17 protein-coding genes are annotated in these 19856 nt (G+C 54.7%); 4 read left to right on the top strand and 13 right to left on the bottom strand.

Features of this window, described 5'->3' with window-relative positions:
* Positions 1–28: 28 nt before the first annotated feature.
* Positions 29–598 carry a YbaY family lipoprotein gene (locus OGV50_RS06395; protein WP_012133527.1) on the bottom strand — a complete coding sequence of 190 codons (570 nt, stop codon included), beginning with the start codon at positions 596–598 and terminating at the stop codon, positions 29–31.
* Between the two features lie 215 nt (positions 599–813).
* Here OGV50_RS06395 and tesB point away from each other — a divergent pair, with 215 nt between their 5' ends.
* Complete coding sequence (gene tesB, locus OGV50_RS06390; RefSeq protein WP_012133528.1) at positions 814–1674, top strand: acyl-CoA thioesterase II; 861 nt, start codon at positions 814–816, stop codon at positions 1672–1674.
* A gap of 48 nt (positions 1675–1722) precedes the next feature.
* Here the strand turns inward: tesB and amtB are convergent, their stop codons facing one another.
* The 5 genes from amtB to decR form a co-directional block, all read right to left on the bottom strand.
* Positions 1723–3009 carry an ammonium transporter AmtB gene (amtB, locus tag OGV50_RS06385; RefSeq protein WP_024130590.1) on the bottom strand — a complete coding sequence of 429 codons (1287 nt, stop codon included), beginning with the start codon at positions 3007–3009 and terminating at the stop codon, positions 1723–1725.
* 31 nt (positions 3010–3040) lie between these two features.
* Entirely contained in the window at positions 3041–3379 is a 339-nt protein-coding gene (gene glnK / locus OGV50_RS06380; protein WP_012133530.1) for a P-II family nitrogen regulator, read from the bottom strand.
* Positions 3380–3635: 256 nt separating this feature from the next.
* Positions 3636–5414 (bottom strand): SmdB family multidrug efflux ABC transporter permease/ATP-binding protein, encoded by a 1779-nt coding sequence (locus tag OGV50_RS06375; RefSeq protein WP_286488389.1) that lies wholly within the window; start codon positions 5412–5414, stop codon positions 3636–3638.
* Positions 5407–7179 carry a SmdA family multidrug ABC transporter permease/ATP-binding protein gene (locus OGV50_RS06370; RefSeq protein WP_112002128.1) on the bottom strand — a complete coding sequence of 591 codons (1773 nt, stop codon included), beginning with the start codon at positions 7177–7179 and terminating at the stop codon, positions 5407–5409. Before OGV50_RS06370 ends, OGV50_RS06375 begins: the two co-directional genes overlap by 8 nt.
* A 44-nt stretch (positions 7180–7223) precedes the next feature.
* Positions 7224–7682, bottom strand: coding sequence for a DNA-binding transcriptional regulator DecR (decR, locus tag OGV50_RS06365; protein ID WP_012133534.1), 459 nt, complete (start codon positions 7680–7682; stop codon positions 7224–7226).
* Between the two features lie 112 nt (positions 7683–7794).
* Here decR and OGV50_RS06360 point away from each other — a divergent pair, with 112 nt between their 5' ends.
* On the top strand, positions 7795–8850 hold the full coding sequence (locus OGV50_RS06360; protein ID WP_101743911.1) for a PLP-dependent cysteine synthase family protein: 1056 nt from the start codon (positions 7795–7797) through the stop codon (positions 8848–8850).
* Positions 8851–8902: 52 nt separating this feature from the next.
* On the opposite strand, the gene cof is transcribed toward OGV50_RS06360, so the two are convergent.
* A complete protein-coding gene (cof, locus tag OGV50_RS06355) occupies positions 8903–9721 on the bottom strand; it encodes an HMP-PP phosphatase (protein ID WP_024130593.1) in 819 nt (272 codons plus the stop codon).
* Between the two features lie 100 nt (positions 9722–9821).
* Here cof and OGV50_RS06350 point away from each other — a divergent pair, with 100 nt between their 5' ends.
* Both OGV50_RS06350 and queC read left to right on the top strand, forming a co-directional pair.
* Positions 9822–11558 (top strand): SgrR family transcriptional regulator, encoded by a 1737-nt coding sequence (locus OGV50_RS06350; protein WP_104868990.1) that lies wholly within the window; start codon positions 9822–9824, stop codon positions 11556–11558.
* Between the two features lie 27 nt (positions 11559–11585).
* Positions 11586–12281 (top strand): 7-cyano-7-deazaguanine synthase QueC, encoded by a 696-nt coding sequence (gene queC / locus OGV50_RS06345; RefSeq protein WP_286488388.1) that lies wholly within the window; start codon positions 11586–11588, stop codon positions 12279–12281.
* A gap of 108 nt (positions 12282–12389) precedes the next feature.
* On the opposite strand, the gene fadM is transcribed toward queC, so the two are convergent.
* From fadM to clpX, 6 genes are all read right to left on the bottom strand, one after another.
* On the bottom strand, positions 12390–12788 hold the full coding sequence (fadM, locus tag OGV50_RS06340; protein ID WP_012133539.1) for a long-chain acyl-CoA thioesterase FadM: 399 nt from the start codon (positions 12786–12788) through the stop codon (positions 12390–12392).
* 92 nt (positions 12789–12880) lie between these two features.
* Complete coding sequence (locus OGV50_RS06335) at positions 12881–13255, bottom strand: helix-hairpin-helix domain-containing protein (RefSeq protein ID WP_286488387.1); 375 nt, start codon at positions 13253–13255, stop codon at positions 12881–12883.
* 149 nt (positions 13256–13404) lie between these two features.
* Entirely contained in the window at positions 13405–15276 is a 1872-nt protein-coding gene (ppiD, locus tag OGV50_RS06330; RefSeq protein ID WP_012133541.1) for a peptidylprolyl isomerase, read from the bottom strand.
* A 223-nt stretch (positions 15277–15499) separates the two neighbouring features.
* The gene (gene hupB, locus OGV50_RS06325) at positions 15500–15772 is read right to left on the bottom strand and encodes a nucleoid-associated protein HU-beta (protein WP_003021629.1); all 273 of its coding nucleotides are present in this window, start codon (positions 15770–15772) and stop codon (positions 15500–15502) included.
* Positions 15773–15981: 209 nt separating this feature from the next.
* A complete protein-coding gene (gene lon, locus OGV50_RS06320; RefSeq protein ID WP_012133542.1) occupies positions 15982–18336 on the bottom strand; it encodes an endopeptidase La in 2355 nt (784 codons plus the stop codon).
* Positions 18337–18520: 184 nt separating this feature from the next.
* Entirely contained in the window at positions 18521–19795 is a 1275-nt protein-coding gene (gene clpX / locus OGV50_RS06315; RefSeq protein ID WP_012133543.1) for an ATP-dependent protease ATP-binding subunit ClpX, read from the bottom strand.
* Positions 19796–19856 lie beyond the last annotated feature (61 nt).

Below are 19856 nucleotides of genomic sequence, written 5' to 3'. Positions count from 1 at the left end.
CGGCCGGAGAGGGTTGTCCTGTGAGAGCTTAGTACTGTGTCGGCGCCGGTACGGCGGAAGACGGGTTCACCTGCGTCGGCGACGTTGACGGTACGGTTGTCGCTGCGCCGCCGCTGGCCTGAACAGGCACTGCCGTTTGCTGAACCGGCACCAGCGTCAGATCCGCTTTCGTGCCGCCCTGATTAATGACCGGCTGTACGGTATCGGTAATAAAGACCAGTTTGTCATTAATCGTCACGGCAGCGCTCAACAGAATCCGCGCATTTGGCTGGATGTCAGCCGGGTTAAACGGCAGTACAAAGCTAAATGGCGACTGTTTCCCCTCGGTGCGCACCGCTTTCTGCGACAGCACTTTCGACGGCGCATCCGCCAGTGAGGCATCAGACAGCGTCACAGTCAGTACGGCATCCGGTGGCAGAGCCACTTTCTGACGGATCCAGACGGTACCGGAGACATTAGGTTGCTGAATCGTTGACTGTGTAGCCACGCCAGAAGTATTTGGGTCAGGCGCAGGCGTCTGGATATCTGCGCTTCTGTCTGCGCAGGCTGCCAGAGCAACCGCAACCGCTAAACCACTTACCATGTGCACGAGTTTCATTAAATTCTCCTTATCATCAATGCATCAGCGGGAGGTGCTTTACCCGCCGGAAGAGTGGTTAACAAAGACATAACGTGACTAAGTGTGGCATATCTCACTTATTTTTGCCTGGAATTAGTCCGTAATTCAGACTATTGCACCCATCGGACCACTTTCAAAATTGCGTTATACTCTGCCTACCTCGCTTCGGCGCCGTTGTTACCTGGAGAGCACGTATGAGTCAGGCACTGAATAATTTGCTGTCATTGTTAGATCTGGAAAAAATTGAAGAAGGACTCTTTCGGGGCCAAAGTGAAGACTTAGGATTACGTCAGGTTTTTGGTGGTCAGGTGGTCGGTCAGGCGCTGTATGCCGCCAAAGAGACCGTACCTGAACAACGTCTGGTTCACTCTTTTCACAGCTACTTTCTGCGCCCCGGCGACAGCCTGAAGCCCATTATTTACGATGTGGAAGTTCTGCGCGACGGCAACAGTTTCAGCGCGCGTCGCGTCGCCGCCATCCAGAACGGGAAGCCTATTTTCTATATGACAGCCTCCTTCCAGGCGCCGGAAGAGGGATTTGAGCATCAGAAAACCATGCCAGACGCCCCTGCGCCGGAAACGCTGCAATCGGAGACGGAGATCGCCCGTTCATTGGCGCATCTGCTGCCGCCCGTGCTGAAAGAGAAATTTATCAGCGACCGCCCGCTGGAGATCCGCCCGGTAGAGTTCCACAACCCGTTAAAAGGCCACGTTGCGAACCCGACGCGCCAGGTCTGGATCCGCGCCAACGGTACGATACCGGATGATATCCGCATTCATCAGTATCTGCTGGGTTATGCTTCCGATCTGAATTTCCTGCCCGTCGCGCTGCAACCCTACGGCATCGGCTTCCTGGAGAAAGGTCTGCAAATTGCCACGATCGACCATTCAATGTGGTTCCATCGCCCTTTCAACATGAACGAATGGTTGCTGTACAGCGTAGAGAGCACCTCGGCTTCCAGCGCCCGTGGTTTTGTTCGTGGGGAGTTTTACACGCGGGATGGCGTGATGGTCGCGTCGACCGTTCAGGAAGGCGTGATGCGCAATCGCAATTGAAAATGGCCGAATGGCGACGCACAAGCGTCGCCTCCGGCCTGTTGATGATCAGGCGTTATACGCATTCTCGCCGTGGCTGTTGACGTCCAGACCTTCGCGCTCCTGCTCTTCCGGTACGCGCAGCCCAACGGTGATATCCGCCAGTTTGTAGCCGATAAACGCCACTACGCCAGACCAGACGATGGTGATAGCGATACTCTCCAGCTGTACCAGCAGCTGATGCCCCATCGTTACGCCTTCGGCAAACCCTACACCGCCGAGCGTGGTGGATGCAAAGATCCCGGTCAGGATACACCCAACGATGCCGCAAACGCCGTGGATGCCAAACACATCGCAAGGATCGTCCACACGCAGCAGACGTTTAAGCATCGTCACGCCCCACAGACCCGCCAGCCCCGCAACGACACCGAGAATCAACGCGCCGCCAACGCCAATGTAACCACAGGCTGGCGTTATGCCGACCAGTCCCGCGATAGCGCCGGAGCAGGCGCCCAGCAGAGACGGTTTACCGCGCAGCGCCCACTCGCCGAAAATCCACCCCAGAATAGCGGCAGCCGTTGCCACCACGGTATTAACAAAGGCCAGTGCAGCAATCTCGTTCGCCATGCCCGCCGACCCGGCGTTAAAGCCAAACCAGCCGATATAGAGGATCGCGGTGCCGGTGAAAACCATCGGCAGGTTATGGGGTTTGAACGCCTCTTTACCAAAGCCGACACGCTTGCCAATCAGATAAGCGCCCACAAGACCAGCAATCGCCGCATTGATATGCACGACCGTACCGCCCGCAAAATCCAGCGCGCCGTGAGAAGCCAGCAAACCGCCGCCCCAGACCATATGCGCAATCGGGATATAGGAGAGCGTCAGCCACACCACCACGAAAATCAGTACCGCAGAGAAGCGGATACGTTCAGCCAGCGCCCCCACGATCAGCCCGACGGTAATGCAGGCGAAAGAGCCCTGGAAAGCAACGTGAATATACTGGTAGAAACTGCCCATCACTGCCGTGAGCTCAATATTTTTCAGCATCACCCAGTTGAAGTCGCCAAAGAAGTTGTTCCCCTCGCCAAAGGCCAGCGAATAGCCGTAAACAACCCACAAAATACAGACCAGCGCGAAGGTGACGGCAACCTGCGTCAACATCGACAGCACGTTCTTTCCACGGATCAATCCGCCATAGAACAGAGCAATGCCCGGAATGGTCATGAACAGCACCAGCGCGGTGCAAATCATCATAAAGGCATTGTCGGCTTTATCCACAACCGCCGGAGCCGCCATTGCCAGACCTGGAAGCAAAGCCAGTGAAGCAAGGCCAGTTTTCATCGTTGCTATCTTCATCTTTTCGTTCCCTATCACTGTGTGCCAGGAGTTACAGTGCCGCTTCGTCGGCTTCGCCGGTACGAATACGAATGACACGTTGCAGCTCAGCGACAAAAATTTTGCCGTCGCCAATTTTTCCGGTGTAGGCCGCCTTGCTGATGACCTCAATGACTTCATCAAGCTGGTCGTCGGCAATCGCCACATCAATCTTCACTTTGGGCAGGAAGTTGACGCTGTATTCCGCACCGCGGTACAGCTCGGCATGACCTTTCTGACGCCCGAAGCCTTTCACTTCGGTGACTGTCAGCCCTTGAATACCAATCGAAGACAGTGCTTCACGGACGTCTTCCAGTTTGAACGGTTTGATTACCACGGTAACCAGCTTCATAGATCCCCTCCTGTCAGAATTCGATAATGTCTGCCGCTTCACGATAGGGATATTGCAAGGGGTGTGCCAGAAATGAAAAACGCGGGATAATTCAGGCTTGTAGGGTGCGGCCGGGGAAGGAAAAGAAAAAACGCACTATAACGGTGCATGGTACGTTACATTTTTGCACCAGATTGTTGATTGCCGGATGGCGGCGTAAGCACCTTATCCGGCCTACAAGAACGCATTGTCCGTAGGCCTGATAAGCGCAGCGCCATCAGGCGCTGAGCGATTCCTCACGCGCGCTGGCCGCCAGCTCTTCACCGGCAAGCTGTAGTTGGTACATCTGCCAGTAACGCCCTTGCGCTTCAAGCAGTTGTTGATGCGTACCGCGCTCGACCGCCTGCCCGCGATGCAGCACCAGAATGGTGTCCGCATCGACAATGGTTGACAGGCGGTGTGCAATCACCACCAGCGTGGTGTGTTCACGCACTGCCGCCAGCGCTTGCTGAATCGCCTGCTCAGTACCGGAGTCAATGCTGGCGGTGGCTTCATCCAGAATCAGAACCTGCGGCGTATCAACCAGCACCCGCGCCAGCGCCAGCAGTTGTTTCTGCCCGACGGACAGATTATTGCCCTGCTCGCCCAGCCGGGTGTGGATACCCTCGCTCAGACTACGCGCCAGCTCCGCCAGTTGCACGGTTTCCAGCGCCTGCCAGACCTGTTCCTCAGAAATATCGCGCCCCAGCGTGACGTTTGCCAGGAACGTATCCGCCATCACCACCGGGTCCTGCTGCACCATCGCGACTCCCTGACGTAAAACCCCGTGGCTCAGCGTTGACAGCGAACGACCGTCAAGGCGAATGTCTCCCTGTGTAAGCGGATAATACCCCATCAGCAGGCTGGCGAGGGTACTCTTGCCGCTGCCGGTATGCCCGACCAGCGCCACAAAGCTGCGCGACGGAACGGAGAGCGTAATGTTTTGCAGCACCAGATTGTCGTCACGGTAGGCGAAGGAGACATCATCAACGTCAATCCTGCCCGACTGCAACGGACGCTCATCCCGACCATAATCCTGGCGTGGGCCGTCCATCAGTTCGAATACGCGCTCCCCCGCCACCGCAGCCTGTTGCAACATCGACTGTTGGGTCGTCAGTTCAATCAATGGCTCGTTCAGACGCCCCAGATAGCTGATAAAAGCGTACAACACCCCGACTTCAATGGTGCCGCGCGAGGTAAAGCTAAACAGCATCAGTAATCCGCAGAGGATCAGCGCGGAAAAAAGGCTGAGCAGCGGGCGCAATAAAAAGCCGTCCAGTCGCAGGGTCTGCATCCGCGCCATATAGTGCGAGCGGCTGGCCTCCCCCATTCTCTCGCCGAACCGCGCCTGCTGGCGGAACTGCTGAATGACGCTCATGCCGTTAATGACTTCATTGAAGCCATCATTGATGTCCGCCAGATATGCCCGCACGCGGCGCACAATCGGCGTGCTATAGCGCTGGTAAATCACCATCACCACCAGCACCGCCGGGAAAATCGCCATCGCGACCAGCGCCATCCGCCAGTCGAGGCTGAACATGGCGACCAGCATCGCGCCAATTAACGCCGCGCTACGCAGCACCGTCGCCACGACCGTAACGTAAAGGTCGCGGATGACTTCCGTATCATTGGTCACGCGAGAGATCAGTTGCCCCACCGGCTGCGTGTCAAAGGCGCTCAGTGGCTGGCGCAAAGCGGCATCCATCACATCAGTACGCAGCTGTTGCACTACGCCGACGGCCGCCTGATTAAACAACAGCGACTGCGCATAATGCAGCCCCGCCGCCAGAAACTGTAAGCCAATGTACGCCGCCACCAGCCCCGCGACCGTGCCCAGCGGCAGGTGGCTCTTCGCGACCATATTGTCGATAAAGTAGCTGATAAGTAACGGGCCGCTGACTTCCGCCGCCGCCGCGATCCACAGCATCACCACGGCGATGGCAAGCGGTTTACGCCACGGCGAACCATACGCCAGCAGCCTTTTCAGGGTCGGCCATAACTGTCCAAAACTACGCATCTGCCGTCTCCTCGTTGATTTCAGGAGCGTCAGTCAGCGCCGCCTCCAGTTGCTGATAGCGATACATATCGCGATACCAGCCCGTTTGCAGCACTAATTCATCGTGATCGCCACGCTGGGCGATATGGCCATGCTGCATCACGATAATCTCGTTGGCTTCCGTCAGAGCGGATAAGCGGTGCGCGCTAATAATCACGGTGCGCCCCTCTCCCCACTGGCGTAAATTATGCAGAATCTGGTGTTCGGTACGGCCATCCACCGCCGACAGCGCATCATCCAGAATCAGGATTTCCGCATTGAGCAGTAACGCGCGCGCAATAGAAATGCGCTGTTTTTGCCCGCCGGACAGCATGACGCCGCGTTCGCCCACTTCGGTGTCATATCCTTGAGGCAGACGCAAAATATCCTCATGCACGCTGGCCAGCCGCGCCACCTGTTCAATCTCTTCCTGCGTCGCGTTTGGGCGCCCCAGCGCGATGTTATTGCCGACCGTGTCGGAGAACAGGAACGGCGTCTGGCTGACGACCGCCAGGCGACTGCGCCAGCTATCAAGCTGCAAGCGCGTCAGCGGAATATCATGAAAACGGATATCCCCCTGCGTAATATCGAAATGGCGCTGAATAAGCGAAAGAAGAGTGCTTTTCCCCGCGCCCGTCGGCCCGCAGATCCCCAGCATCTGCCCTGGCTCAAGCTGGAATTGTACATTTTCCAGCGCCGGATGCGCGGTTTGCGGGTAGCTGAATTCACGAATGGAGACCGTCAGCGCTCCCCGACCTTCCGGCACCGTCTCCGTTCCGTCGTTGACGACCGGCGCTTCCGCCAGCATCGCGCGGATACGGCTGTACGCTGCGCTACCGCGTTCCACAATGTTAAACATCCAGGCCAGCGCTAACATAGGCCAGATCATCAGCCCGAGGTACATCATAAAGCTGGTCAGTTCCCCAAGCGTCAGCGTACCGTGCACTACCATCCAGCTTCCGCCGCCGATGGCGAGCAGATTAGCCATGCCGATGGCAATATAAATCGTGGGATCAAAACGGGCGTCGATACGCGCTACCCGCATGTTTTTCTTCCCGGTATCTTCCGCGTCCGCCGCAAACAGCGACGACTGTCGATCTTCAAGGCCAAAAGCTTTGATCATGCGAATGCTGGTCAGGCTCTCCTGGGTACGATCGTTCAGACTGGAAAACGCCGCCTGCGCCAGTTTGAAGCGGTTATGCAGACGGTCGCCGTAGCGCTTGATCATCAGCGCCATAATCGGCATAGGCAGCAGCGCGAACAGCGTCAGTTGCCAACTGAGCTGCGTTGACATCACGATCAGCACGGCGCAGCCCATCACCAGCGAATCCACCAGCGTGAGCACCCCTTCCCCGGCGGCAAAGACGACACGATCGACGTCGTTAGTCGCGCGCGCCATTAAGTCGCCGGTGCGGTGTCGCAGATAAAATTCCGGGTGCTGGCGACTGAGCTGGCGGTAGTAATCTTCACGCAGTTCAACCGCCAGTTGATAAGAGGCGCCGAACAGCAGCACGCGCCAGACATAGCGCAACAAATAGACGATTACCGCAATCATGGCCATCGTGCCCACCCACATCAATACCTGACCGGTAGTGAAATGTTGCGCAGTGACGCCATCCACAACGATCCCGACCACTTTGGGCGGGATCAACTGAAGGACAGCGATAATGATAAGCAAGGCCACGGCGCCGAGATAGCGACGCCACTCCCGACGGAAGTACCAGCTTAATTGAGCAAATAATCGCACGCGTTATATCCTGACATGATTTCCGGCAATATTTTCCGGGAGAATTATTCAATAGGCAGAGCGGTTGTGTACTTAATCTGTTCCATCGCAAAGCTCGACGTTACGTCTGACAATCCCGGAACACTGTTCACCAGACGTTTGTAGAAGTCGTCATAACGCTTCATATCTGCTACCTGAACCCGCATCAGATAGTCGTATTCCCCGGCCATACGCCAGAACCCCAGCACTTCCGGCATTTCGGTGACCACCGTCACGAAGCGGCTGTACCATTCACTGCTGTGATGCTGGGTTTTGATCAGTACGAACGCCGTTAACCCCAGGCCCAATTTCTCTGGGTCCAGCAGCGCGACTTTACCGAGGAGAATGCCGTCGTCTTCCAGACGTTTCAGCCGTTTCCAGCAGGGTGTGGTGGTCAGATTAACGGCATCGGCCAGCGCCTGCAAAGAGAGGGTGCAGTCCTGCTGCAACAAAAGCAGCAGCTTACGGTCAATTTTATCTAACATACCCACCCCACAGAGAAGATTTTTCTCCCTACATTCTATTTTAAAGGTGAAATGGCAACAATTTTTTCCGTGCTTTTCGCTAATCTGGGCACAAAATGACAAATGGAAATTAATGATGAATAGCACCTGGGTTAAAAACGCCATTAATGAAATTAACGCTGACTATCAGCGTTCAGCCGACACGCATCTGATCCGGTTGTCGCTACCGGCGTTTCCGGGCATCCAGATCTACCTGAAGGATGAAAGCACCCATCCGACCGGCAGCCTGAAGCACCGTCTGGCGCGTTCATTGTTCCTGTATGGGTTGTGTAACGGCTGGATTAAAGAAAACACGACCATTATTGAATCCTCCTCCGGTTCAACGGCGGTTTCCGAAGCCTGGTTCGCCCGACTGCTCGGCCTGCCGTTTATCGCGGTAATGCCTTCCTGCACGGCAAAACGCAAAATCGAACAAATTGCGTTTTATGGCGGTCGCTGCCACTTTGTCGAAAGCGCCTGCGAGATTTACGCCGCCTCTGAGCAACTGGCGCACGAACTGAACGGTCACTATATGGATCAGTTCACCTATGCCGAACGCGCCACCGACTGGCGCGGCAATAATAATATCGCCGACAGTATTTTCCATCAGATGCAGCGTGAGCCGAATCCGGTGCCGAAGCATATCGTGATGAGCGCGGGGACGGGCGGCACGTCAGCGACAATTGGCCGCTATATTCGCTGTCATGGGTATGACACGCGCCTGATGGTGGTTGACCCGGAAAACTCGGTCTTCCTGCCCTACTGGCAGAATCGCGACGCTACATTGCGCAGCCCGGTGGGCAGCAAAATTGAAGGGATTGGCCGCCCGCGCGTGGAACCTTCCTTCATCCCGGATGTGGTGGACGAAATGCTGCGCGTACCCGACGCCGCCAGCGTCGCGACCGCGCACTGGCTGGAAACGCAATTGGGCCGTAAAGTGGGCGCCTCCACCGGCACTAATATGTGGGGAACGTTGCAGATCGCGGCCAGAATGCGCGACGCCGGAGAGACCGGTTCTCTCGTCACGCTGCTGTGTGACAGCGGCGAACGCTATCTCGACACCTATTACAATCCCCAGTGGGTTAACGATCACATTGGCGATTTAGCGCCGTGGCAGGCGGAAATAGCCCAACTGCTGAACGTCCGTTAAGCGGCATAAAAAAAGCCAGGCTTTACGGGCCTGGCTTGCTGGAAAGGATCGCTCATTCGGGGGAATAAGGTAGATGCGGATTATCCAGCCAATGCGTTAAAAAGTGAGAGACCGCCTGATTACGACAATGGCCAATCACTGAAAGATGAGGCAGTTCAGCGATCAGTTGCGGCATCGCGTTGCCCATAATCAAACCACGTCCCACGCTCTCCAGCATTTCGCGATCGTTCATCGCATCGCCAAACGCCATGCATTCCGTCAGCGACAGCCCCAAATGGTCGCTTAATACCGCCAGCGCGGAACCTTTATTACAGCCGAGCGGCAGCACTTCCAGGCAATCCACAGCGGAAAAGCAGAGATTCGCCCGCTCGCCCAGCGCCTCATTCAGTTGAATACGCAGCCGGATCAGATCATCGTGATCGCCACAAAAACAGATCTTAGTGACCTGGTGGGCCGGGATACGTTTGACATCCACGATCTGATAGTGGAACCCGCTGTAGACATGCGCCTGTAATAGCGCGGGGATCGCGCTCCCCGTAAACCAGCCGTTATCGTTGAATACGTGCATACTGGCCCGGGTATCCCACGCCTGGTGCAATACGCGATCGGCAATGGCGGGGTCCAGATCCTGGCGATGCAGCATATCGCCTTCCTGCGAGTGAATGCGCGTCCCGTTGCCGGTTATCAAAAACGCATCCATTGAGATGGCCCCCAGAATATGCCGCATTTCCAGCACATGCCGACCGGTCGCAAACGTCAAAGTGATATCGCGTTCACGCAGACGCGCCAGCGTTGCAAGGGTCTCATGACCCAGATGGTGGTTTGGCATCAAAAGCGTGCCATCCATATCAAATGCAGCCAGACGAGCCATCTCTTTCTCCACACTGTGACGCAATTAACTTGTGATTGAGTATCACCTGAGATATACGGAAGTAATAGTGAATAGATAAAATGAATTGTTCCGGGTTTCAATGCGACTTCTCAACCGTTTAAAACAATATCAACGTCTCTGGCAGCCCTCGGCCGGAGAACCTCAGTCGGTCACCGTTGGGGAACTGGCGGAGCGCTGTTTTTGTAGCGAACGCCACGTCCGTACGCTACTACGTCAGGCGCAGGAAGCTGGCTGGTTAACATGGGAGGCGCAATCCGGGCGGGGTAAGCGCGGTAAACTGCAATTTCTGGTCACGCCGGAGTCACTGCGCAATACCATGATGGAACAAGCGCTGGAAAAAGGTCAGCAGCTTAATGTGCTGGAGCTGGCACAGCTGGCGCCAGGCGAACTGCGTACCATGCTGCAACCGTTTATGGGCGGGCAGTGGCAAAACGACACGCCGACCCTGCGTATTCCCTACTATCGTCCGCTGGACCCGTTGCATCCGGGATTTCTGCCCGGTCGCGCAGAACAGCATCTTGCAGGACAAATTTTCTCCGGCCTCACCCGCTTTGACAACGCCAGCCAGCGCCCCTGCGGGGATTTAGCACATCACTGGGATATCTCCGCCGACGGTATGCGCTGGGATTTTTATATTCGCTCTACCCTGCACTGGCATAATGGCGATACGGTAGAAACTGCGCAACTGCACGCGCGCCTGCTGATGCTGCTTGACCTGCCAGCCCTCAATAAATTGTTTATCAGCGTCAAGCGTATTGAAGTCACCCATCCGCAATGCCTGACGTTCATTCTCCATCGCCCTGATTACTGGCTGGCGCACCGTCTGGCAAGCTACTGTAGCCACCTGGCGCACCCGCATCAGCCGCTGTCAGGCACCGGACCTTTTCGGCTGACGTTATTTACGCCGGAGCTGGTACGCCTGGAAAGCCACGACAATTATCACCTTTGCCACCCGCTGCTAAAGGCGATTGAATACTGGATCACGCCTCAGCTTTTTGACCAGGATTTAGGCACCAGTTGCCGTCATCCGGTACAGATTGCCATCGGCAACCCTGAGGAGCTGGCCTCACTTAGTCAGGTGAGCAGCGGTATTAGCCTGGGATTTTGCTACCTGACGCTTAAAAAAGGCTCGAAACTCAGCCTGCAACAGGCGCGTCGCCTGGTAGACATCATTCATCATACGTCGTTATTACAGACGCTGCCGGTAGATGAAAATCTGATCACGCCCAGCAACGCGCTGCTGCCAGGCTGGGTAATGCCGCAATGGAAGGGGCTGGAATCCGTTGAATTACCGAAAAAACTGACGCTGGTCTACCACCTTCCCGTTGAGTTGCACACCATGGCGGAGCAACTCCAGCAATATCTGGCAACGCTCGGCTGTGAATTAACGTTGATTTTCCACAACGCGAAAAACTGGGATAACTGCCCTTCGCTGGCAAAAGCGGATCTCATGATGGGCGACAGACTGATTGGCGAAGCGCCGGAATATACGCTTGAGCAGTGGCTACGCTGCGATCAACTCTGGCCGCATGTGCTGGATGCCCCTGCTTTCGCCCATCTTCAGGCCACGCTGGATGCCTTACAAACGCAGCCCGGTGAAGACGACCGCTATACTGCGTTACAACAGGTATTCACGAGTCTGATGAATGACGCCACGCTTACGCCGCTTTTTAACTATCACTACCGTATTAGCGCGCCGCCGGGCGTCAATGGTGTTCAACTCAATCCACGCGGCTGGTTTGAGTTTGAGAAAGCATGGCTTCCACCGCCGCGCGGTGAAGAAGCTGGTCGCGGCCATCCGCAGGCGCTACCATAGCGTTTTTCGTTTTTGTCAGGATAAGTTATGAAACGTGCCGTCGTTGTATTCAGTGGAGGCCAGGACTCCACAACCTGTCTGGCGCAAGCGCTGCATCAGTATGATGAAGTGCACTGCGTCACCTTTGATTATGGTCAGCGCCATCGCGCTGAGATTGATGTCGCACGTGATCTGGCCTTAAAACTCGGCGCGCGTGCGCATAAGGTGCTGGACGTAACGCTGCTGAGCGAACTGGCGGTCAGTAGCCTGACGCGCGATAACATTCCCGTACCGGACTATGAACCGGATGCCGACGGTATTCCGAATACGTTTGTCCCTGGGCGTAATATTCTGTTTCTGACTCTGGCGGCGATTTATGCCTATCAGGTGAAAGCCGAAGCGGTGATCACCGGCGTTTGCGAGACGGATTTCTCCGGCTACCCGGACTGCCGCGATGAGTTTGTCAAAGCGCTGAATCATGCCGTCACCCTGGGTATGGCGAAGGATATTCGCTTTGAAACCCCGCTGATGTGGATTGATAAAGCCGAAACCTGGGCACTCGCCGATTACTGGGGCAAGCTGGATCTGGTGCGCGAAGAGACGCTGACCTGTTATAACGGCATCAAAGGTGACGGTTGCGGGCAGTGCGCCGCCTGTAATCTGCGCGCCAACGGCCTGAAGCATTATCTGACGGATAAACCGGCAGTGATGGCGGCAATGAAGCAGAAAACAGGGTTAAAGTGATCGTTTTGCCGGATGGCGGTGCACGCACCTTATCCGGCCTGGCGACATTCACCGTGGTCAATGTCGCCCGTAGGCCTGATAAGCGAAGCGCCATCAGGCAACTTTCCGTTACTTCACCATCTGCTCCAGTTTCTCGCGTAACTCACCTTCCAGCGGCAATGCTTTCTGCGTTTTCAAATCAATACAGACAAAAGTAATCTGCGCGTCCACCACAACCTGCCCTTCCGGCTCAAGCGTAATGACCTGGCTTAAAATGCCGCTCTTCCCGTTTAACTGCTGCACCTGACTGGTGACGGTCAGCAGATCGCTCAGCACGGCGGGGCGACGGTAGTTAATATTAATATTCACCACCACAAAAGCGATGTTGCGGGCCGTCATCCATTGAAAGCTGTCACTGTTTTCCAGCCCATCCCAGCGTGCTTCTTCAAGAAACTCAAGATAGCGGGCATTATTAACGTGCTGATAAACATCAAGGTGATAACCACGGACTTTGATTTGTGTTTGCATAGCGCAATAACCTTACGTTGTTGTTATAGGAACAGAGGCCATAACTGGTATGACCTCATTATCCTGGCAAACTTTTGCCACAGTGCAAGTTATTACAGCGTCAACACCGCCAGATTGCGTTCCACCAGCGAACTCCCCATCCCCGGAACCTGCTTTAAATCATCCACCGTTTTAAACGGCCCATACTCTTCCCGATAGTTGACTATCGCCTGCGCTTTTTTCAGCCCGACGCCATTCATCACCCGCGCCAGATCTTCCGCTGAAGCCGTGTTGATACTGACCCTCGCGCCTTCATCATCACTGTCCTTTGCAGGTACGGAGGCTTTAGTCTGCGCGGACGCAGACGAATCCGCCTTTGTTTGTACCGCCTGATTTTTCTCTACCGTTCCGGCAGCCAGCGCGTTGTGCGTCATGCCTGCGCAGGCCAGAGTCATCGTGACCAGCAGTGCGTTGATTCCATGTTTCATACTGTTTTCTCCTTGTGTGTTAACAGTGGCATCACGATAGCGGGGTGGCGAAAGGCAAACAAATAGCAAATATCAGAAATGGAAAAGGCCGCGAAGGCGGCCTTTGAGGGTTACAACTTTTTGCAGTTTTTTGCGAAGCGTCTCGGTGATTACTGCTGTTCCAGCGCATCGCCGACTTTGATTTTCGCCGCTTTACGCAGGTTACTCATCAGCGCTTCAAAGGTAATCTGCGCGTTATTCTGGGTAATACCCTGAACCATCGCTTTTTTCTGCTCTTCCGGCATAGAGCCCGCTTTCACGTCGTCCAGCGCCAGCAGCACAACGTTGCCCTGCATATCGTTAGCGACGCCATAGCTCGGCTTATCTTTCTCTGGCAGACCCAGCGCAAACGCAGCCTGGCTTACCGGGTCCTGCCCGGTACGGCTCAGCGTTTTCGCTTCGCCAAAGCTCAGACCGGCCGCTTTCATCGCTTCTGCGCCTTTACCCGCTTTCAGCTCAACCAGCAGTTTGTCAGCATCCAGTTTTGCCTGCTGCTCTGCTTTATTGTGCTTAACGAGCGCAGCCACCTGCTCTTTCACGTCAGCCAGAGGCTTAACCGCTTCAGGTTTATGCTCGCTGATGCGCAGCACGAATGCGCGGTCGCCATCCACGGTGATGATATCGGAGTTGCTGCCCGGCGTACCGTTCTCGCCAACCAGACCACCGTTGAAGATAGCATCGGCAACCGGTTTAAAATTCAGCTCTTCTGGCAGGTTGTCATGGCTGAACCAGCCGGTTTCAACCGCTTTCACGCCAGCGGCCTGTTCAGCGCCCGCCAGAGATTCGGTATCGTTGCTCGCCGCATCGCTGACTTTTTGTTGCAGCGCGTAATAGGCATCCAGCGCTTTTTCCTGCTTCACTTTCGCGGCAATGTCATCACGCGCTTCGCTCAGCGGTTTCACTTTCGCAGGCTGAACATCATCCAGACGCGCGACCAGGAAGCCAACAGAGGATTTAATCACGCCAGACAGCTGGCCTTTTTCTTTCAGACCGGCATTTTTCAGTTCGTCCGGCGTGGTGGCGTCTTCCAGCCAGCCCATATCGCCGCCGTTGCGCGCAGAGATAATATCTGCGGATTTCTCTTTCGCCAGCGCGGCAAAATCACCGCCTTTGTTCAACGCGTCCAGCACCGCTTTCGCTTCATCTTCCGTTTTGGTCTGAATGACGCTGTAACGGTTACGCTGCGGCTGGGTGAACTGATCCTGATGCTGGTCATAGTAAGACTGGATATCCGCATCGTTGACCGTTTCCTGCATAGCAGCCGCATCCAGCTTGATGTAGCTCACGCGGAACTGCTCCGGGGTCATAAAGCGGTTCTTGTTCTGCTCGTAGTAGCTGGACACTTCCTGATCGGTAGCCTGCTGCTTCGCAGCCAGTGCGTTCACGTCAATCGTCGCTTCACGCACCACACGCTGCTGCGCGACTAACGCCGCCAGCTCGTCCGTTTCACCTTTCAGCATGAAATCAGTACCGGCAACGCCAGCAATCAGTTGTTGGGTGGTGAGCTGGTTACGCAATGCCTGAGCATACTGATCGGCGGTCATCCCCATCTGATTCACAATCGCGTTGTAGCGGTTGTTATCAAATTTGCCGTCAACCTGGAAAGCCGCCGTTGAAAAGATGGCCTGCTTAACCTGTTCGTCGCTGATGCTGAGTTTAAGCTCATGCGCGTATTGATCCAGCAAGGCTTCATCGATAAGACGATTCAGTACCTGCTGACGCAGCGTTTTCATGTAGCCTTCATTCGCCGCCAGTTCAGAATACTGATCGCCCAGCTGCTGCTGCATACGATTACGTTCGCTGTTAAACGCATTCTCAAACTGCGAGCGGCTGATTTCCTGGTCATTCACTTTTGCGGCGTAGTTATTGCTTCCGCCAATCAGGTAACCACTCACGCCGGTCAAAATGAACGACACGATAATGATACCGAAAATAATCTTGAGCACGAGACTGTTAGCAGCCGTGCGTAAGCTGTCCATCATGGTGTAACCACACTCCGCTGTAGGTGACTGTTTTGCGTATTCATACTTCACGCAGCATAGCGTTTTCTGAACGCTGCGCGGAAAGCTGTATTGTGACAAGAAACCGGGGTAATTGTCAGCCCACAACCAGCATAAACTCAAATAAAGTAGTACTGGACAAATAAAAAAGGCACATCAGATGATGCGCCCTTGTACTTTGTCACATCCCCAGGGGGAGAAGCTCTTAGTTTACCGCGTCTTTCAGCGCTTTACCTGCACGGAAACCCGGCACTTTAGCGGCGGCGATGGTGATCTCTTTACCTGTTTGCGGGTTGCGACCAGTACGGGCAGCACGCTCTTTAACAGCAAAAGTACCAAAACCTACCAGCGCTACATCATCACCTTCTTTCAGTGATTCAGTGACAGAAGCAATAATTGCATCTAACGCACGTCCAGCCGCAGCCTTAGAGATATCAGCCCCTGCAGCAATTTTGTCGATCAGTTGAGATTTATTCACTCTTCTCTTCCTCTTTTATAATTTATATCGCACCGGAATCCTTCAAAGTGCGACCGCGCAGCAGTTATATCAGGCCTGCCATGCCCTTACAACACCCGTTAATGATGGCAAGCCCGATCCGTCATCTAAATTAGCTATACAAAAAAAGGCTGGCAAGCACGAAATGCCCTGCCAGCCCTGTTTTTCTTAGCGCTATTTGCGCGAGGTCACTATTTTGCGGTGACAACCTGTATGCCGGACGGCTCATTTTGCAACGCAAGAGTCAGAACTTCCTCAATGCGTTTCACCGGATGAATGTCCAGATCGGCAATAACGTTGTCTGGAATCTCTTCCAGATCGCGTTTATTCTCAAACGGAATTAACACGGTTTTGATCCCGCCACGGTGCGCCGCCAGCAGTTTCTCTTTCAGGCCGCCGATAGGCAGTACCTGGCCTCGCAGGGTAATTTCCCCGGTCATCGCCACATCAGCGCGAACAGGATTACCCGTCAGGCAGGAGACCAGCGCGGTACACATCGCAATACCGGCGCTCGGGCCGTCTTTCGGCGTCGCCCCTTCCGGTACGTGAACGTGGATGTCACGTTTTTCGTAAAAGTCTGGATTAATACCCAGTTTTTCCGCACGCGCACGCACCACGGTCAGCGCAGCCTGAATAGATTCCTGCATAACCTCACCGAGAGAACCGGTGTAAGTCAGTTTGCCTTTACCCGGCACACAGGCGGTTTCGATGGTCAGCAGGTCGCCGCCCACTTCCGTCCATGCCAGACCCGTTACCTGACCCACACGGTTTTCGTTGTCCGCACGGCCATAGTCAAAGCGCTGTACGCCGAGGTAGTCATGCAGATTATCGCCATCGATCACAATGTGTTTCAGCGACTTATCCAGCAGCAGCTGTTTCACGGCTTTGCGGCACAGTTTGGAGATTTCACGCTCCAGGCTACGCACGCCCGCTTCACGGGTGTAGTAACGGATAATGCCGATAATGGCGCTATCCTCAACCGTCAGCTCGCCTTTCTTCAGCGCGTTACGCTCGATCTGTTTCGGCAGCAGGTGCTGTTTAGCAATGTTCAGCTTCTCGTCTTCGGTATAACCGGACAGACGAATCACTTCCATACGATCCAGCAGTGGCGCCGGAATGTTCATGGAGTTGGAGGTGGCAACGAACATCACGTCGCTGAGATCGTAATCCACTTCCAGGTAGTGATCGCTGAACGCCACGTTCTGCTCAGGGTCCAGCACCTCAAGCAGCGCAGAGGCCGGATCGCCACGCATATCGGAAGACATTTTGTCGATCTCATCGAGCAGGAACAGCGGGTTTTTAACGCCCACTTTGGCCATTTTCTGGATCAGTTTACCCGGCATAGAGCCGATGTATGTCCGGCGGTGGCCGCGGATTTCTGCTTCATCACGCACGCCGCCGAGCGCCATACGGATATATTTACGCCCGGTCGCCTTGGCGATGGACTGGCCCAGAGAGGTTTTACCTACCCCCGGCGGCCCAACCAGACACAGGATCGGCCCTTTGATTTTGTTTACACGGCTTTGTACCGCGAGATACTCAAGGATGCGATCTTTCACACGCTCCAGACCGTAATGGTCTGTGTCGAGAATTTCCTGTGCCTGACGCAGGTCTTTTTTGACCTTGCTACGCGCGTTCCACGGCACCTGCACCATCCAGTCGATGTAGCCGCGTACAACCGTCGCTTCCGCCGACATCGGAGACATCATTTTCAGCTTCTGCAATTCTGCTTCCGCTTTCTCTTTTGCCTCTTTCGGCATTTTCGCCGCATCGATTTTACGCTTCAGCGCTTCGTTTTCATCCGGCGCGTCGTCCATCTCGCCCAGTTCTTTCTGAATGGCTTTCATTTGCTCATTCAGATAGTACTCACGCTGAGATTTCTCCATCTGCTTTTTAACGCGGTTGCGAATACGCTTCTCAACCTGCAACAGATCGATTTCAGATTCCATCATCGCCATCAGATATTCCAGACGTTCGTTAACGTCGGACATCTCCAGCACGGACTGCTTATCCGCCAGTTTCAGCGGCATATGGGCTGCGATGGTGTCCGCCAGACGCGCAGGATCGTCAATGCTATTGAGCGACGTCAGCACTTCCGGTGGGATTTTTTTGTTCAGCTTGATGTAGCCTTCGAACTGACTGATGGCAGTGCGCACCAGCACTTCCTGCTCGCGCTCATCAATCGCTGGCGATTCAAGGTATTCCGCCTTAGCGGAAAAGTGTTCGCCGTTATCTGACAGCGCAGAAATACGCGCGCGCTGCAACCCCTCAACCAGCACTTTGACAGTACCGTCAGGCAGTTTCAGCATTTGCAAAATTGAGGCCACGGTCCCGACGGTGAAAAGATCGTTTACACCCGGCTCATCCGTTGATGCTTCTTTCTGGGCGACCAGCATGATTTTTTTATCATGGTCCATAGCCGCTTCCAGACAACGGATAGATTTTTCCCGCCCTACAAATAAGGGTATGACCATGTGCGGATAAACCACCACATCGCGCAACGGCAATACGGGGATTTCAATGCGTTCAGAACGCTCAGGATTCATAGAGCTCTCTCTTAGTTTAGTGTCCGCCAGGTAATCAGACTGCGCGACTGTGCTTCACGCAGCCATTAACATGTATGTCAGTATATGGGGATGTTTCCCACACATTCAACGCCATGTTTACGGAAAAATAAAAGGGGGGATAAAATCCCCCCTTTTTCGTTAACTGATTGTATGAGTTGGTTAATTATTCACCAGATGCCTGCTGCGCTTCCGGCTTGCCGTAAATCAGCAACGGCTTGCTCTGACCGCCAATGACGGACTCGTCGATAACCACTTTTTCGACGTCTTCCATAGAAGGCAGATCGTACATGGTATCAAGCAGCGCCGCTTCAACGATGGAACGCAGACCACGGGCGCCGGTTTTACGCGCCATCGCTTTCTTCGCGATAGCATCCAGCGCTTCGTCACGAAATTCCAGATCGACGCCTTCCAGGTTAAACAGCGCCTGATACTGTTTGGTCAGGGCGTTTTTCGGCTCTTTCAGGATCTGGATCAGCGCTTCTTCACTCAGCTCATTCAGCGTCGCCACAACCGGCAGACGACCAATGAACTCAGGAATCAGACCAAATTTGATCAGATCTTCCGGCTCAACCTGCGCCAGCAGTTCGCCTTCGCTGGCCTTGTCGGATTTCGCTTTAACCGTTGCGCCAAAACCAATGCCGGAGCCGGTTTCAACACGGTTAGCAATCACTTTATCCAGACCGGCGAACGCGCCGCCGCAGATAAACAGGATCTTAGAGGTATCAACCTGCAAGAACTCCTGCTGCGGATGCTTGCGTCCTCCCTGCGGCGGAACGGCGGCAACCGTCCCTTCGATCAGTTTCAACAGCGCCTGCTGTACGCCTTCACCGGAAACGTCACGGGTAATGGACGGGTTGTCAGACTTACGGGAAATCTTGTCGATTTCATCGATGTAGACAATACCGCGCTGCGCTTTCTGCACATCGTAATCGCATTTTTGCAACAGCTTCTGAATGATGTTCTCAACATCTTCGCCCACATAACCGGCTTCGGTCAGGGTGGTGGCATCCGCCATGGTGAACGGTACGTCCAGCAGACGCGCCAGCGTTTCGGCCAGCAGCGTTTTACCGGAACCGGTCGGCCCGATCAGCAGAATGTTACTTTTGCCCAACTCAACGCCATTGCTGGTGTCGCCATTGCGCAGACGTTTGTAGTGGTTGTATACCGCGACCGCCAGCACTTTTTTCGCCTGCTCCTGGCCGATAACATAATCGTCCAGATGGTTGCGAATTTCATGTGGCGTCGGCAGCGCACTGCGTTCACGGTGCGGTGCCACTTCCTTAATCTCTTCGCGAATAATGTCGTTACATAGATCAACACATTCGTCGCAGATATACACGGATGGACCGGCAATCAGCTTGCGCACTTCATGCTGGCTTTTGCCGCAAAAAGAGCAGTACAACAATTTGCCCGAGCCATCTTTGCGTTTATCTGTCATGAGTCAAAACCTCTTCTTTGTTCTTTGTGCCGCACACGACGACGCAAATGCCATTCTCAGG

It is taken from the genome of Citrobacter sp. CK180, from assembly GCF_030333655.1.
Lineage (GTDB): Bacteria > Pseudomonadota > Gammaproteobacteria > Enterobacterales > Enterobacteriaceae > Citrobacter_B > Citrobacter_B koseri.
Note: the sequence above shows the minus strand (reverse complement) of the source record. Positions and strands in the feature narration are given on the sequence as shown.

Coding starts and splice junctions, on each gene's coding strand:
- OGV50_RS06395 (WP_012133527.1), bottom strand. CDS start 598: ATGAAACTCGTGCACATGGTAAGTGGTTTAGCGGTTGCGGTTGCTCTG.
- tesB (WP_012133528.1), top strand. CDS start 814: ATGAGTCAGGCACTGAATAATTTGCTGTCATTGTTAGATCTGGAAAAA.
- amtB (WP_024130590.1), bottom strand. CDS start 3,009: ATGAAGATAGCAACGATGAAAACTGGCCTTGCTTCACTGGCTTTGCTT.
- glnK (WP_012133530.1), bottom strand. CDS start 3,379: ATGAAGCTGGTTACCGTGGTAATCAAACCGTTCAAACTGGAAGACGTC.
- OGV50_RS06375 (WP_286488389.1), bottom strand. CDS start 5,414: ATGCGTAGTTTTGGACAGTTATGGCCGACCCTGAAAAGGCTGCTGGCG.
- decR (WP_012133534.1), bottom strand. CDS start 7,682: ATGTTAGATAAAATTGACCGTAAGCTGCTGCTTTTGTTGCAGCAGGAC.
- OGV50_RS06360 (WP_101743911.1), top strand. CDS start 7,795: ATGATGAATAGCACCTGGGTTAAAAACGCCATTAATGAAATTAACGCT.
- cof (WP_024130593.1), bottom strand. CDS start 9,721: ATGGCTCGTCTGGCTGCATTTGATATGGATGGCACGCTTTTGATGCCA.
- OGV50_RS06350 (WP_104868990.1), top strand. CDS start 9,822: ATGCGACTTCTCAACCGTTTAAAACAATATCAACGTCTCTGGCAGCCC.
- queC (WP_286488388.1), top strand. CDS start 11,586: ATGAAACGTGCCGTCGTTGTATTCAGTGGAGGCCAGGACTCCACAACC.
- fadM (WP_012133539.1), bottom strand. CDS start 12,788: ATGCAAACACAAATCAAAGTCCGTGGTTATCACCTTGATGTTTATCAG.
- OGV50_RS06335 (WP_286488387.1), bottom strand. CDS start 13,255: ATGAAACATGGAATCAACGCACTGCTGGTCACGATGACTCTGGCCTGC.
- ppiD (WP_012133541.1), bottom strand. CDS start 15,276: ATGATGGACAGCTTACGCACGGCTGCTAACAGTCTCGTGCTCAAGATT.
- lon (WP_012133542.1), bottom strand. CDS start 18,336: ATGAATCCTGAGCGTTCTGAACGCATTGAAATCCCCGTATTGCCGTTG.
- clpX (WP_012133543.1), bottom strand. CDS start 19,795: ATGACAGATAAACGCAAAGATGGCTCGGGCAAATTGTTGTACTGCTCT.